Below are 14,433 nucleotides of genomic sequence, written 5' to 3'. Positions count from 1 at the left end.
AAAGAGCTAGCTTAGCGCCGCGTCGACGGCGCGCTTGGCCATGACCGTGACGAGATGCGCACGGTAGTCGGCTTCGGCGTGGATATCGGAGGTGAGACCGTCGGTGTCGATCTTGATCGCGGCGACCGCGGATGGGTCGAAATTGTCCGAGAGCGCCGCCTCCATCGGTGGCACACGGAACACGCCGGAGCCCGCTCCGGTCACGGCCACGCGAACCTCGTCAGCGAACTTCGCGACGAACACGCCGACCAGCGCATAGCGCGAAGCCGGCGCCTTGAACTTCGCGTACCCCGCCTTGGTCGACACCGGGAAGCGGAGCGCCGTGATGATCTCGCCGGGTTCGAGCGCGGTTTCGAACAAGCCGCGGAAGAACTTGTCGGCCGCGATTTCGCGCGTGCTCGTGACGATGGTCGCACCGAGACCGAGCACGGCGGCGGGATAGTCGGCCGCCGGATCGTTGTTTGCGACCGAGCCGCCGATCGTGCCGCGGCTGCGCACCGCGGGATCGCCGATCATGGACGCGAGCGCCGCGAGACCGGGGATCTTCGCCTGCACCAGCTTCGAGGCTGCCACCACCGCATGCGGTGTCATCGCGCCGACCACGATGGTGGCGCCGTCGTCGGTGATACCCTTCAGGTTTCCGAGCTTCGAAAGGTCGATCAAGGCAGGCGGACTGGCCAGCCGCTGCTTCAGCGTCGGGATCAGCGTCATGCCGCCCGCGACGAGCTTGCTGTCCTCGATGGAGGTCAGCAGCTTCGCGGCGTCGGGAAGCTGCTGGGGCTGGTGATAGGCAAATGACCTCATTGATATTCTCCCTATTCCGCGGCGACCGGCAGCGACGCGTTTTGCAGCAGGCGCCAGATCCGGTTCGGCGTCGCCGGCATGTCGACATGGGTCACGCCGAGATGCGACAGCGCATCGACCACCGCATTGATGACGGCGGCCGGCGAACCGATGGTGCCGACCTCACCGCACCCCTTCACGCCCATCGGCGTGTGCGTGCACAGTGTCGAATGGGTTGCGACCTTCATCATAGGCATGTGGTCGGCGCGCGGCATGCAGTAGTCCATCAGAGATCCCGACAGCAATTGGCCGGAGCCCTCGTCATAGACCGCGTTCTCGAACAGCGCCTGGCCAACGCCCTGCACGATGCCGCCGTGCAACTGGCCCTCCACGATCATGGGATTGATGACCGTGCCGACATCGTCGACGGCCGTGTAATTGACGAGCGTCACCGTGCCGGTCTCCGGATCGACTTCGACCTCGGCGATATGACAGCCGCCGGGATAGGTGAAGTTGACGGGATCGTAATAGGCTTGCTCTTCCAGCCCCGGCTCCAGCACTTCGAGCGGATAATCATGCGGCACGTAGGCGGCGCCCGCGATCTCCTCGAACGTCTTCATGCGGTCCGTGCCGGTGACGGAAAACCTGCCCGCCTCGAACTGGATATCGACCTCGGCAGCCTCGAGCAGATGGGAGGCGATCTTCTTGCCCTTGGCGATCACCTTGTCCGTCGCCTTCGACAGCGCCGCGCCGCCGACCACCAGGGAGCGCGAGCCATAGGTGCCCATGCCGAACTGCACGCGATCGGTATCGCCGAACACGATGTCGACATTTTCAAAGGCCACGCCGAGCTTCTCGGACACGATCTGCGCGAACGTGGTCTCGTGGCCCTGGCCGTGGTTGTGGGTGCCGATCATGACCGTGACCTGGCCGGTCGGATGCACGCGCACCGTCGCGCTCTCGTAGAGGCCGCCACGCGCGCCCAACCGGCCCGCAAAGCGCGATGGCGCAAGGCCGCAGGCCTCGACATAAGTCGAGTAGCCGAGCCCGCGGAATTTTCCCTTGCTGGCCGACGCCGCCTTGCGCACCCCGAAACTCTTCACGTCTGCCGCAACCAGCGCGCCGTCGAGACAGCCCATCGGATCTCCGGAATCGTACTGCACGAGCACCGGCGTCTGATACGGATAGGCTTCCTTCGGGATCATGTTGCGGCGGCGGATCTCGACGCGGTCAATGCCCATCTCGCTGGCTGCGACATCGACGATGCGCTCCAGCACGAAGGTGGCCTCGGGCCGGCCTGCGCCGCGATAGGCGTCAACAGGCACTGTGTTGGTGAAGACGACCTTCACGTTGCAGTAGATGGCGGGCGTGGTGTAGACGCCGCCGAGCAAGGGACCGTAGAGATTGGTCGGAATGTTCGGCCCGAAGGTCGAGAGATAGCCGCCCATATTGGCCAGCGTATTGACACGGAATGCGAGAAACTTTCCGGTCTCGTCAAGTGCGAGCTCCGCTTCGGTCACGTGATCGCGGCCGTGGCGGTCGGAGACGTAGCCTTCAGAACGGCTTGCCACCCACTTGATCGGACGATGGACGCGTTTGGCGGCCCAGGTGATTACTGATTCCTCGCCGTAATGGAACTGCTTGACGCCGAACCCGCCGCCAACGTCGGGGGCGACCACCCGCAGCTTGTGTTGCGGGATGTTGAGGACCAGCGCGCCCATCAGAAACCGCACGACATGCGGAAACTGGCTCGTGGTCCACAGCGTAAAGCGATCCGTGCCGGGTTCGTACTCGGCGATCGCCGCGCGCGGCTCCATAGGGTTGCCGATCAGGCGATTGTTGACCAGACTGAGCCTTGCGACGTGTGCCGCCTTCCGGAACGCCGTCTCGACCGCGGCCTTGTCGCCGAGCTCCCAGTCGCAGCAGATATTGTTCGGCACGTCCTCGAACAATTGCGGCGCGCCAGGCCGAACCGCTTCGAGCACGCCGACCACGGACGGCAACACCCCGTAGTCGACTTTCAATAGCTCGGCCGCGGCATTCGCCTGCTCCGGCGTCTCCGCGACGACGAAGGCCACCATGTCTCCGACAAAGCGCACCTTGTCCTGCGCAAGCATCGGGAACGGCGGCTCCTTCATCGGAATGCCCTTGGCGTCGGAGATGCCCCAGCCGCAAGGCAGCGTGCCCAGCTTGTCGGTCGCGACATCCTCCCCGGTCAGCACGGCGACGACGCCGGGTGCGGCCAGCGCCGCGCTCTTGTCGATGCCGCGCAGCACCGCGTGGCCATGCGGCGAGCGCACGAACACGCCCGCCGTCATGCCGGGGCGCTTGATGTCGGAGACGTAGTTTCCGCGTCCGGTGAGGAAGCGCTGGTCTTCCTTGCGCTTCGGTGCGGCGCCGATACCAATCACATTGCCCATGGTCACTCTCCCTTGGCGGCATTCATGGCGGCGGCGCCTGCCATCACCGAGACGACGATGTTCTGGTAGCCGGTGCATCGGCAGATGTTGCCTTCGAGACCGTGACGGACATCGGCCTCGGTCAGATCAGGCTTCCCGACCGCGAGCGCGACCGCCGTCATCAGCATGCCGGGCGTACAGAAGCCGCATTGCAGGCCATGATGCTCGCGAAAGGCCTCCTGCATCGGATGCATCTGGTTCGAGCCAGGTGCGCCCTGGAGACCTTCGATCGTGAGCAACGTCGCACCAACGAGCGCCGGCGCCAGCAGCGTGCAGCTTTTCACAGGCAAGCCGTCGAGATGGACCACGCAGGCGCCGCACTGGCTGGTGTCACAGCCGATATGGGTACCGGTGAGGTTGAGCTGCTCGCGCAGGAGCTCGGTGACGAGCGTCGCCGGCTCGACATCGACTGTGGTAGGCCGTCCGTTGAGTGTGAAGGATATCTGCACGATCAAGCTCCTGTGCGCGACGGCTCTCTTAGGCGAGTGGAAGGGCGCTGCCCGTGGCCCAAGTGGCCATCACGACATCGCCGACGGTGAAGGGATCCGCGAAGAAGGTCTTTTCCGGCACATAGGCGACGAACCCGTCGTCCGGCACGGTATCGAGCATGACCTTGACGAAATAGCCCTGGTATTCGATCGCCAGGACGCGGCTCGGCAGCGACGTCGTGCAGCCGGGCGGCAATTCCTTGCCGGACCTGACCAGCACGACGTCGTCGCGGCGCACGGCGATATCGACCTTGTCGCCGACGCTGACGGTCGAGCGCGCCTGAAGCGGCACCTCGATGCCATCAGGTGCGGCCTGCGCCAGCGTAAAGCTCGCACCGTTGACCTTCTCGACCCGCCCCGACAGCACGTTCTGGCCGCCCATGAACTCGGCCACATAGCGATCGTGCGGATGCGCGTAGACCTCGCGCGCCGGCCCCGCCTGCTTGATCTTGCCCTGCTCCATCACCACGACGAGATCGGCGAGGGCAATCGCCTCGAGCTGGGTGTGGGTGACATGGATGAAGGTGATTCCGAGCTCCTGCTGCATCCGCCGCAACTCCTGGCGCATCTGCACCCGGAGCTGCTCGTCGAGCGCAGAGAGCGGCTCGTCGAGCAAGAGCACGCGGGGCTCGGTGATCGCGGCACGCGCCAGCGCCACGCGCTGTTGCTGACCACCTGAGAGCTGCGCCGGCAGCCGGTCGGCGAATTGCGTCAGGCGCACCTTCTCGATCATGGCGTCGGCCGAACGCAGGCGATCGGCCTTCGGCATGCCGCGCACTCGCAGCGCAAAGGCGATGTTCTCGCGCACGGTCAGGTGCGGGAACAGCGCGTAGGACTGGAACATCATCGCGGTACGACGCTGCACCGGCGCCAGCCCGACGACATTCTGGCCACCGATCACGATCTCGCCCGCGGTCGGATCCTCATGGCCGGCGATCATGCGCAGGATGGTGGTCTTGCCGCAGCCGGAGGGGCCGATGAAGCAGCAATAGGCGCCATCCGCGATCTTCAGGTTGACGCCATCGACCACGTAGGTCGCGCCGTCAAAGCTCTTGCAGACCCCTGCCAGTTCGATATCGCCGCGATCTCTCTTCATCCCCAGCTCAACCCTTTGCCTGGCCGCCGCGCTTGGTCTGGATCAGCACGATGCTGCCCAGGCTCGCACCGATGACGATGAAGGAGATGACGGTCGTCACCGTGCCGAGCGCATAAAGCGATGGCGAGGTGACGTTCAAGGTCATGCTCCAGATTTCCAGCGGCAGCGTATTCAGCGAGCCCGCGGTCTGGAGACTGCGGGCGAACTCGTCGTAGGACAGCGTGAAACCGAACAGCGCGACTGCGACGAGGCCGGGCGCCAGCACCGGGATCATCACCAGCCGGATCGACTGCCAGCGGTTGGCGCCGAGATCGTAGGCGGCCTCCTCCCAGACGTGATTGAAGCGCGACATCACCGCGAACATCACCAGCACGCCGAACGGCAACGTCCAGGAGAGCTGCGCGCCGAGTGCGGACGTGTACCAGCTCGCGTTCAGCCCGAGCGCCTGGAACAGCAGGCCCGTGCCGAGGCCGAGCACGAGGCCCGGCGCAACCAGGCTGCCGATCATCATGTAAAAGACGATCGTGTCACCGCGGAAGCGTCTGCGAAAGCCGAGCCCTGCGAGGAACGAGACCACTACGGTGATGATGGTGACGATGACCGCCAGCTTGATGGAGCGGTCGAACGAGCCCTTGACGTCGCCGGTGCGCACCTGGGTGAAGAGATCGACGAACCAGTGCAGCGAATGGCCCTTCATCGGAAAGACGAGCCCGCCACGGATATCCTGGAACGAGAGGATGTAGATGCAGAACATTGGACCGTAGAGAGCGAGCACGTAGAGCACAAACAGCGTCGCCAGCACGTAGAACGTCCAGGGCCGGCCGCCCTTGTCCGGCGCGATCGCCTTGGTGGTGGCCGGCGCGACCGTCTGGGACGCGTCGGTTTTTGGCGTGTCGGCAAGAACGGCACTCATCGCGCGATCTCCTGCCTGATGTCGACGGTACGCAGGATCAGCGAGACGAGCGCGACCAGCACCAGCGTCAGCAGCACGGCACTTGCAGCCGCGGTCGGATATTGCAGCACGCCGACATCCTCATAGAACGCGCTCACCACCGAGGCCGAGCCGCCGCCGGACATCACCTTGACCACGAAGAAGTCGCCCATCACGATCGAGACCACGAAGATGGTGCCGAGCGCGATACCGCTCTTGGACATCGGCACCACGATCAAGCGCATGATGTCGAAACGGCTGGCACCGGCGTCGATTGCGGCCTCGATCAGCTTCTTGTCGATCCGTGCCATGGAATTGAAGATCGGCACGATCATGAAGATCGTGAGCTGGTGGACATAGGCGATGACCACGGCGAGGTCGGAGAACAGCAGCACTTCGAGCGGCTGGCGGATCACGCCCATTCCCAGCAGCACCTGATTGATCAAACCTTCCTTGCCGAGCAACGGGATCCAGGAGATCATCCGGATGATGTTCGAGGTCCAGAACGGCACGGTGCAGAGCAGAAACAGGCCGATCGCAAACAACTGATTGCGGACGTGGAACGCCAGGAAATAGGCAACGAAGAAGCCGATGGCGAGCGTGAAGATCCAGGTCAGCACCGTGAACTTGATGGTCGCCAGATACAGCTTCAGCGTCAGCGCCGAGTGCAACACTTCGGCATAGCTCGCCAGCGTGAATCCCGGTGTCAGCCCACCGAAGCCGTCGGTGGCGAAGAAGCTCGCAGCCAGCACGACCAGGATCGGCGCCACGAAGAACGGCACGAGCACCAGGACGAGCGGCGATACATAGAGCCAGCCGGCGAGATTGGCGCGTGACGAAGTTTGAGCTGGATTTGGCTGCATAGCGGCAAACGCCTCGAAGTCGATCTTCTCGCACCGGCGCGTCGCCGCGCCGGTGCTAAGCTACGTGAGGGAAGCAGATTTCAGGCCACCTTGAAGTCGTTCCAGCGCTTGTTCATGTAGGCGGCCTCGTCCATCAGCGTGTTCCAGCACGAGATGTTCTTGACGCGATCGAGGAACGAGCCGCCGTCACGCTTGGTGCCGGCCTTTTCCATCGGCACGCCGTAGGGATCGTTGATCACGGCGGGCGCCGGCTTGCCGTCGTACCAGAAGTCCCATTCCGCCGCGGTGAGGAATTTCTTCGCCGTCGATGGCACCGGGCTGTAATAGCCGTAGCGGCCGACGAAGCCGCCCTGCCAACCCGACAGATACCAGTTGAGATATTCGTAGGCCGCGTCCAGCTTCTTGCCGGAGAGGTGCTTCATCAGGCCCATGCCGTTGCACCAGCCGCGATAGCCTTCCTTGCCGTTCTTGACGTTCACGGGCGCGTAGACGCAGGGGATTTCCTTGACGCGCACCGCGGCGACCGCCGGCGACCACATCGACTGGATCACCACCTCGCCCGCCGCCATCAACTGCACCGACTGATCGAAGGTGGTCCAGGTCGCGCGGAACTGGCCCTGCTTCTTCAGCTCGATCAGCTTGTTGCAGGTGAAGTCGATCTCCTCCTTGGTCATGTTGCCCTTGTTGCCGTACTTGATCAGCCCGGCGCTTTCGAAGCAGAGCGCAGCGTCCATGATGCCGATCGCGGGCACGTCGAGGATTGCGGCCTTGCCCTTGAACTTGGGGTCGATCAGATCCTTCCACTCGGTCACTTCATGGCCGACGAGGTCGGGCCTGTAGCCGATGGAGTCGGCGTTGTAGACCTGCGGCAGGAAGGTCGCCCATTCGGTGACGCCGTCGTTCAGGTCGGTCGAGTCGGGCTTGGCGATGTACATGGCCTCATAGGGCGAGATGCCCTGGCGCGGGATCTTGTGGCCGTCGATCTCGCCCTTGGTGAAGATCGGCAGGATGTTGTCGAACTCCTTGATCTTCTTGACTTCGATGCCCTGGATCACGCTGCGCTTGGCGGCGAGCTTGGCCTGCCAGCCCTCGAGATCGGCGATGTCGACCGTATTAGGCTGGCTTATGAAGCGGTTGATCGCGGCGGAGGTGTCGAGGTTCTGCATCGTCACCTTGAATCCGAGATCCTTGGCGGCCTGGTCGCCGATCGCCTTCACCACCGAGTAGGACACGCCGACATGGCGCAGCTCGATGTCCTTGATCTCCTGCGCCCAGATGGTCGGAAATCCGCGTATGGCGTCCGACCCTGCGGCCGCGCCCGCGATTGCGGCCGCCCCCTTCAACAGCGTGCGCCGGCTTAGTTTTTTCGCCGATTTGTCGCTCGTCCCCGCCGGACCGGCAGTGGATTTCCCCTCGTCCCTGTCAAGCATGGCAACCCTCGTTGGCTACAATGAACGCTCGCTCCGATCGCCATTGATCGATCGCGACATATGATCAGTTGCGCGTGAGGCTATGGCTGGGATCTTGCGATGTAAAATTGGAAGTAAAAATTCGCGACATAAGCGCGACTAATGGTTCTGCGCTCTGCATTTCATCTCGGCATCCAGCCTAGGAAGGCAGCAACCGCCGGGCTGTCGACCGCCCCGCCCGCGCTTGCGCGACGATCGCACCGAGCTGCGTGTTCTGCGTCTTGCGGCCGTCAGCATCTTCGGTCGCTGACAGGCCTTCCACAGCGCTAGATGCCGCGATAGCGCTCGATACTGGACAGATCAGGCGCGATGCCGAGCCCCGGCTCGTGGTTCAATTCGACCGCGCCGTCCCTGACATTGAGGATGGGGCCGCAAAGCAGATCGCGCAACGGATTGTCGTTGGCATCGACTTCCAGCCAGCCATCGCCTCCGACGCCGGCAAGGAGGTGCGCGGACGCGAGTAGACCGATGCCGCCGCCGAGATAGTGCGGGCAAAACGTCTTGCCCACCTTCAGGATGTCGCGAGCCAGCCCGGCACAGACGCTGAGGCCGCCCCATTTCGCGATGTCGGGTTGAACCACGCCGAGCACGTCGTCGGCCAGAACCTCGTTGAATGCGTCGAGGTTCGAAATGTTTTCGCCTGCTGCAATCGGCATCTTCGCCAGGGCGTGCAGCCTGCGCCATTCCTCGCGCGGGCGATCGGCGCGGATCGGCTCCTCGAGCCAGCGCAGATCGAATTCGGCAAGCCGCGGCAGCATCTCCATGGCCTGCTCGACCGACCAGCCCTGATTGGCATCGCTCGCAAGCATGCCGGCGCCGACGATGCCGCGCAGCGCGGCCAGGTTGGCGAGATCGATCTCGGCGCCAAAGCCGACCTTCAGCTTCAGCGCGCGATGGCCGCGCCTGAGCGCAGCTTCCGCCGTCTGCGCGGCGCCGCCGGGATTGATGCCGCTGGCATAGACCTTGATCTTGTTCGATTGGCCGCCCAGGAGCTGCCACAGCGGCAACTTCTGACGGCGTGCTGCGAGATCCCACAGCGCAAGGTCGATGCCTGAAATCGCCTGCGCGAACGGGCCGGGCTCGCCACACTGCAGCGCCAGCACCTCGGTTCCCCCCGTCAGCACCTCGAAGGCCTGGACAGGACCGTCGAACTTGCGCCCGACAAGACCCGGCGCCAGCACCTCGTTGACGAGCCGGGCGCGATGCTCCGCGCCTGGCGCCGGAAAGTTCGACCAGGCTTCGCCCCATCCCTCGACGCCGTCTTCATCGACGGCGCGAACGAAGACGGCGGGACGGTTGAGCATCTTGCCGAACGATGTCACCACCGGCGTCGCCAGCGGATAGCGATAGCAGAACGCCTCGATCGATCGGATAGTGAAGCCGTCAGTCATGTTGCCGAGCCTGCGATGGGATGAACACGCAGAGCCACTATCTCAGTAGGCGCGCGCGAAGTCACCTTCCTGCTTGATATCAGCGAATGCCGGGAAACGCGCCTTCCACGGCGTGCCCTTGGCGGTGGTGAGCTTGTTGAGCCGTTCCAGCACGCCGAGACCGTCCTTGCGCAGGCTCGCGGACACCGCCGCACGGTCCGGGAAGTTCTTCAGAACGGCGTCGAGCCAGATGGTGCGGCCAGCGAGGAAGCCGCTCGCCCCCGCGGCATAGGAGTAGTCGAGAACGCGCTCGAACTTCTCAGGGACAGCGCCGCCCGACAGCAGCACCCAGGGGATGCTCCGTTCGCGACAGATGTCGCCGATCGCATCGAACTCCTTCTGCGCAGCCTTCGCCTCCGCGCTGCCGTCGCGGGCCGGCAGGCCGCCCGCCGCAAGCGGGCTCTCCAGCTTGAGGAGGTCGACGCAATATTCCGGCTTGGCAAACTCGCGCACGCTGTCGATGACGAGGCTCGGCAGCTTGCCCGGCGATTCCACATAGTCCGCGGTGTGGTTGGCACTGCCGAGGAACGGATAGACCAGCAGCTCGAGCACATAGGGAATATCATGGCGGGCGCAGTCCTCGCCGATCTCGCGGACGAAACGCTTCTGATGCTCATTTACCGCGGCATCTGCATCCGGCCGGTACCAGGCCAGCACCTTGACGGCGTCGCCGCCCATCGCGCGGATCTTCTCCACGCTCCAATTGGTGATCGCGCGCGACTTGCGGCCACCCGCGGTTTCCTCGACGCGGTGCTCCTCCAGAGTCATGATCAGGCCGCAACGCGGCGGCAACAGATCGATCGCAGCCGGCACCGCGAAATTCGGATCGAACAGCATCGAGCTGCAATGCGGCGCGAGGTTCTCGACGAGAAGGCGCTTGGCCGCCGTGACGTCGGAATACTCGACCTGCTCCCGCGTGATGCCTTTTGCCTTCGCGATGGCGTCGAACAGCGGCGGCCGCTGGTCCAGCGCGACCATGCGAAAGTGGCCATCCGCGTCAGCAAGCCGTGCCAGGCCGCGGTTCTTTCCAATCGTTCTCATGGCGTCGTCCTCATGAATGCTAGACACTCGTTGATATCGGGGATTCCGTTGCGGCCACCGGGGTGGCGACATTTCATGGCAGCCGTGGCCGCCGAAAACGCCATGGCTGCGCGCACATCGAGGCCGACGCCGATCGCAAGCGCATAGGCGCCGTGGAAGACGTCGCCGGCGCCCGTGGTGTCGACGACCTCGACGGCATAGGCCGACTGCCGGTGCAGCTCGCCGTTCTCGTACCAGCTTACGCCGCCCTCGCCGCGCGTGACGGCGATGACACGGCAGCCGAAACGCGCGAGCGCTGCGAGAGATTCATCTTTGGCCGATCCGGCAAAGGCGGTGAGCGCAGGTTCGGAGAAGATCGCATGATCCGTCAGCGGCAGCAGCCGCTCGAAGACATCAGGCTCGGCCATGTCGCCGTCGAGCACCGTCGCAATGCCGCGCGCGCGCGCTTCGCGGAACAGTGTCGCTGCGCCCTCGACCCAGCGCGGATCGGCCAGCACCGAGCATGCACGGGCGACGGCTTCGAGCGGCAGCCAATCCGCGGCTTCCGGATAGAGTCCGCGGAAGTTGACGATCTGCCGCTCGCCGGAACCGTCGACGATGATCCCGGAGACGGACGAGCGGCCATCGGGAAACAGGCGGAAATTTTCGACATCGACGCCTTCGGCAGCGAAGGCCGATTTCATCTCATGGCCGGCGGCATCGTTCCCTGCCCGCCCCCAGAACGCCACGGACGCGCCGAGCTTTGCGATCGCGACGCTCGCATTGGCGGCCATGCCGCCGCCAAGCGTGCCGTAGCCGGCCGCCTTGATCTTCTCGCTTCGCCCTGCGAACAGACGATCGACGCGCCAGACCTGGTCGAGCGCGGATAGCCCCAGGCAGATCACGTGCACGGGCCTGGTTTTGGACGCCACGCCCGCCAGCGCCGACAAATCGCCGATGTTTGCCGGCGCGCTCATCGTAAGACCTGCCCGTCGGCCGCATCGAACAGATGCGTCTTGCCCGGCTGCGGACGCAAGCCGATGCGATCACCGACCTTCGGCCGCAGCGACGGATCGACCCGCGCGATCGCGGAGACGCCGGCGAGATCGAAATGGATCAGCGTATCCGAGCCGAGCGGCTCGACCAGCTTGACATTAATGGCGATGCCATCGGCTCCATCCGCGGCGACGGCGAAATGCTCCGGACGAATGCCCAGCACGGCATTGCCGGCCTTGCCCAGGCGGGCTGTGATCTCGCCATCCAGCGGCACCACCGTTCCGCCCTGCGAGAGGACCGCACGCCCATCGCGCCATTCGACCGGAAAGAAATTCATCGCAGGCGAGCCGATGAAGCCGGCAACGAACTGGTTGGCCGGGCGCTCGTAGACCGTCTCCGGCGTGTCGTATTGCTGGATCGTGCCGCTCTGGAGCACGACGATCCTGTCGGCCATGGTCATGGCCTCGATCTGATCGTGGGTGACGAAGACCATGGTGGTCTTCAGCTCCTGCGACAGCGCCTTGATCTCGGCCCGCACCTGCCCGCGCAGCTTTGCGTCAAGATTGGACAGCGGCTCGTCGAACAGGAACGCCTTGGGATTGCGTACGATGGCGCGCCCCATGGCGACCCGCTGGCGCTGTCCGCCTGACAGCTCCTTCGGCTTGCGGTCGAGGTAGGGCTCGATGTGCAGAAGCGCCGCGGCGCGCTTCACGCGCGCGTCGATCTCGGCCTTCGACACGCCGCGCAGCTCCAGCGCAAAGGACATGTTGTCGTAGACCTTCATGTGCGGATAGAGCGCGTAGTCCTGGAACACCATTGCAATATCGCGCTGCGCGGCCTGCACACCGTTGACGCGCTTGTCGCCGATATAGAGCTCTCCGGAAGAAATCGGCTCGAGGCCGGCGATGATGCGCAGCAAGGTGGATTTGCCGCAGCCGGACGGGCCGACGAAGACGACGAATTCATGGTCCGCGATCTCAAGATTGAGATCCGGGATCACGGTGAAATTGCCATAGCGCTTGACGAGGTTGCGGATCGAGATCGAGGCCATGATCGCTCAGTCCAGCGCCAGCACGGGCTTGATCAGTTCGCCCTTGGCGAAGCGGGCGAAATTTTCGGGCAGCGCCGACAGGCCGAATTCTCCGTCGACGAGGACGCGGTATTCGTCCTTGTACTTGCGCAGCAGCTCGACATTCGGCTCGAAATCGGAAACCGGGAAGTAAAAGGTCCGGATCATGTAGAAATCCTTGCGGCGGAACACCTTGCCTTCCTCGATGGTCCAGGGTGCGGCGTTCTCCCCGACCAGCACCAGGGCGCCGCGCGGCAGGACCAGCTCGATGCCGAGATTGCGGGCCGCATGCGCGCCGGAGCATTCCATGATCAGGGCGAAGCGCTTCGACGTATCGCCGACGGGGTGCGCCTTCGCACCGAAGGATTGCGCGATCCCGAGGCGCGCGGCGTTGGGATCGGCGACGTGGACGTCATCGTAGCCGAGCGCGCGGAGCGCCAGCACGACGCCGAGGCCGACAGGCCCTGCCCCCATGACCAGCACCGGACCGGCCTCGCCCGGCGGCACGACGCGGCTGACGAAGCGCACCGCGTGGCCCGACGTGCCGATGGTGTCGAGCAGCAACGGCGCGAGGCTGTCCTCGATATCGTCAGGCACCGGCAGCAGGCAGTTTTCCGGAACGGGGACGTATTCGGCATAGCCGCCCGGCCTGTTCCAGCCGATCAGGCTGGAGACTTCCAGGCACATCTGGGTGTCGCCGCGCTTGCAGGCCGCGCAGCGGTCGCAGTGCAGGGGGATGTAGACCGCGCAGCGGCTGCCGTGCAGGCGATGACCGGGCTGCTCGACCACGCCGAAGATCTCATGGCCCGCGGTGAACTCGGCGCCCTTGTGCCAGAGCTTGAAGTCCGAGCCGCACAATGCGGTGCGCGAGACCCGCACGAGCACCTCGCCGGTGCCGAGGTCGGGCATCGCCACACGCTCGATGGTGATGCGGTCATTGCCGTGGAAGACCGCGGCCTGCATGATCGAATTGGGACGGGGTGATACATTCATCAGATAACTAGCCTTTCACCGCGCCGAGCGTCAGTCCGGAGACGAGCCAACGCTGAACCAGGGCCGCCAGCACCAGCGGCGGCAAGGCGATCAGCGTCGCCGCGGCCATCAGGGCGCCCCATTGCGTCGAGCCTTCGCCGATGAAGTTGAAGGCCGCCGCGATCAGCGTCTTGGTGTCGCCATTGGAGAGCACCAGCGCAAACAGGAAGTAGTTCCACGAGAACACGAAGGCGAGAATCGCCGACACCGCGACGCCGGATGCCACCAGCGGCAGCGCGATGCGCCAGAGGATGCGCGTAACACTGCATCCATCCACCTGCGCCGCCTCGAACACGCTGCGCGGAATGCCGTCGAAGGACGGCAACAGCACCCAGATCACGATCGGCAACGTGATCACGGCATGACTGAGGATCAGCGCGGTGTAGGAGCCGATCATGCCCACCTGCCGGAACATGACGTACCATGGCAGCAGGAATAGCGTGCCCGGCGCCATGCGCGCCGCCAGCGTCAGAATTGCCGGCCACGAAATCCGGGTCCAGGAAACGGCAAAGGCGGCGGGGATCCCAAATAGCAGACCGAGCGCGGTCGAGCCGACGGTGACGATGAGGCTGTTGAGCGCGTAGCTCAGGAACGGCGTGGTCTTGGTCAACTCGACATAATTTTCCAATGTCGGCGTGAAGATCAGCGTCGGCGGATAGGCGGTGACCTCGAAAGACGGCTTGAACGAGGACAGCACCATCCAGACCGTCGGCGCCATGATGATGATCCCGGCCAGCACGAGCTGCACCGTATTGAGCCAGCGGATCCAGCGGTCGGTGTTGGCGGCATCTGTCATG

General features: G+C 64.5%; 13 protein-coding genes. All 13 read right to left on the bottom strand.

The genetic code is table 11. The features are described from left to right. Positions 1-6: 6 nt before the first annotated feature. The gene (locus tag ACFDR6_RS35815; protein ID WP_375861295.1) at positions 7-804 is read right to left on the bottom strand and encodes an FAD binding domain-containing protein; all 798 of its coding nucleotides are present in this window, start codon (positions 802-804) and stop codon (positions 7-9) included. Positions 805-815: 11 nt separating this feature from the next. Next, positions 816-3,203, bottom strand: a complete 2,388-nt coding sequence (locus ACFDR6_RS35810; protein ID WP_375861294.1) for a xanthine dehydrogenase family protein molybdopterin-binding subunit — start codon at positions 3,201-3,203, stop codon at positions 816-818. A 2-nt stretch (positions 3,204-3,205) separates the two neighbouring features. Further along, positions 3,206-3,691 carry a (2Fe-2S)-binding protein gene (locus tag ACFDR6_RS35805; RefSeq protein WP_375861293.1) on the bottom strand — a complete coding sequence of 162 codons (486 nt, stop codon included), beginning with the start codon at positions 3,689-3,691 and terminating at the stop codon, positions 3,206-3,208. A 28-nt stretch (positions 3,692-3,719) separates the two neighbouring features. Beyond that, positions 3,720-4,826 (bottom strand): ABC transporter ATP-binding protein, encoded by a 1,107-nt coding sequence (locus ACFDR6_RS35800; RefSeq protein ID WP_375861292.1) that lies wholly within the window; start codon positions 4,824-4,826, stop codon positions 3,720-3,722. Positions 4,827-4,833: 7 nt separating this feature from the next. Then, positions 4,834-5,739: an ABC transporter permease gene (locus ACFDR6_RS35795; protein ID WP_375861291.1), complete on the bottom strand. Its 906-nt coding sequence runs from the start codon at positions 5,737-5,739 to the stop codon at positions 4,834-4,836. After that, entirely contained in the window at positions 5,736-6,620 is an 885-nt protein-coding gene (locus ACFDR6_RS35790; protein ID WP_375861290.1) for an ABC transporter permease, read from the bottom strand. The genes ACFDR6_RS35795 and ACFDR6_RS35790 overlap by 4 nt, the downstream gene beginning before the upstream one ends. 80 nt (positions 6,621-6,700) lie before the next feature. Next, positions 6,701-8,050, bottom strand: a complete 1,350-nt coding sequence (locus ACFDR6_RS35785; RefSeq protein ID WP_375861288.1) for an ABC transporter substrate-binding protein — start codon at positions 8,048-8,050, stop codon at positions 6,701-6,703. 305 nt (positions 8,051-8,355) lie between these two features. Then, complete coding sequence (locus ACFDR6_RS35780) at positions 8,356-9,480, bottom strand: mandelate racemase/muconate lactonizing enzyme family protein (protein WP_375861287.1); 1,125 nt, start codon at positions 9,478-9,480, stop codon at positions 8,356-8,358. Between the two features lie 42 nt (positions 9,481-9,522). Continuing rightward, entirely contained in the window at positions 9,523-10,560 is a 1,038-nt protein-coding gene (locus ACFDR6_RS35775; protein ID WP_375861286.1) for a tagatose 1,6-diphosphate aldolase, read from the bottom strand. Then, positions 10,557-11,516, bottom strand: a complete 960-nt coding sequence (locus tag ACFDR6_RS35770) for a sugar kinase (RefSeq protein ID WP_375861285.1) — start codon at positions 11,514-11,516, stop codon at positions 10,557-10,559. Before ACFDR6_RS35770 ends, ACFDR6_RS35775 begins: the two co-directional genes overlap by 4 nt. Further along, on the bottom strand, positions 11,513-12,586 hold the full coding sequence (locus ACFDR6_RS35765; protein WP_375861284.1) for an ABC transporter ATP-binding protein: 1,074 nt from the start codon (positions 12,584-12,586) through the stop codon (positions 11,513-11,515). The genes ACFDR6_RS35770 and ACFDR6_RS35765 overlap by 4 nt, the downstream gene beginning before the upstream one ends. Before the next feature lie 6 nt (positions 12,587-12,592). Then, positions 12,593-13,597 carry a zinc-dependent alcohol dehydrogenase family protein gene (locus ACFDR6_RS35760; RefSeq protein ID WP_375861283.1) on the bottom strand — a complete coding sequence of 335 codons (1,005 nt, stop codon included), beginning with the start codon at positions 13,595-13,597 and terminating at the stop codon, positions 12,593-12,595. 7 nt (positions 13,598-13,604) lie between these two features. Further along, the gene (locus tag ACFDR6_RS35755) at positions 13,605-14,432 is read right to left on the bottom strand and encodes a carbohydrate ABC transporter permease (protein WP_212092955.1); all 828 of its coding nucleotides are present in this window, start codon (positions 14,430-14,432) and stop codon (positions 13,605-13,607) included. Position 14,433: the final 1 nt, after the last annotated feature.

It is taken from the genome of Bradyrhizobium tunisiense, assembly GCF_042263385.1.
In the GTDB taxonomy this organism is placed as follows: domain Bacteria; phylum Pseudomonadota; class Alphaproteobacteria; order Rhizobiales; family Xanthobacteraceae; genus Bradyrhizobium; species Bradyrhizobium tunisiense.
This window is presented reverse-complemented; position numbering and strand designations above follow the sequence as displayed.

Coding starts and splice junctions, on each gene's coding strand:
- ACFDR6_RS35815 (WP_375861295.1), bottom strand. CDS start 804: ATGAGGTCATTTGCCTATCACCAGCCCCAGCAGCTTCCCGACGCCGCG.
- ACFDR6_RS35810 (WP_375861294.1), bottom strand. CDS start 3,203: ATGGGCAATGTGATTGGTATCGGCGCCGCACCGAAGCGCAAGGAAGAC.
- ACFDR6_RS35800 (WP_375861292.1), bottom strand. CDS start 4,826: ATGAAGAGAGATCGCGGCGATATCGAACTGGCAGGGGTCTGCAAGAGC.
- ACFDR6_RS35795 (WP_375861291.1), bottom strand. CDS start 5,739: ATGAGTGCCGTTCTTGCCGACACGCCAAAAACCGACGCGTCCCAGACG.
- ACFDR6_RS35790 (WP_375861290.1), bottom strand. CDS start 6,620: ATGCAGCCAAATCCAGCTCAAACTTCGTCACGCGCCAATCTCGCCGGC.
- ACFDR6_RS35785 (WP_375861288.1), bottom strand. CDS start 8,050: ATGCTTGACAGGGACGAGGGGAAATCCACTGCCGGTCCGGCGGGGACG.
- ACFDR6_RS35780 (WP_375861287.1), bottom strand. CDS start 9,480: ATGACTGACGGCTTCACTATCCGATCGATCGAGGCGTTCTGCTATCGC.
- ACFDR6_RS35775 (WP_375861286.1), bottom strand. CDS start 10,560: ATGAGAACGATTGGAAAGAACCGCGGCCTGGCACGGCTTGCTGACGCG.
- ACFDR6_RS35770 (WP_375861285.1), bottom strand. CDS start 11,516: ATGAGCGCGCCGGCAAACATCGGCGATTTGTCGGCGCTGGCGGGCGTG.
- ACFDR6_RS35765 (WP_375861284.1), bottom strand. CDS start 12,586: ATGGCCTCGATCTCGATCCGCAACCTCGTCAAGCGCTATGGCAATTTC.
- ACFDR6_RS35760 (WP_375861283.1), bottom strand. CDS start 13,597: ATGAATGTATCACCCCGTCCCAATTCGATCATGCAGGCCGCGGTCTTC.
- ACFDR6_RS35755 (WP_212092955.1), bottom strand. CDS start 14,432: ATGACAGATGCCGCCAACACCGACCGCTGGATCCGCTGGCTCAATACG.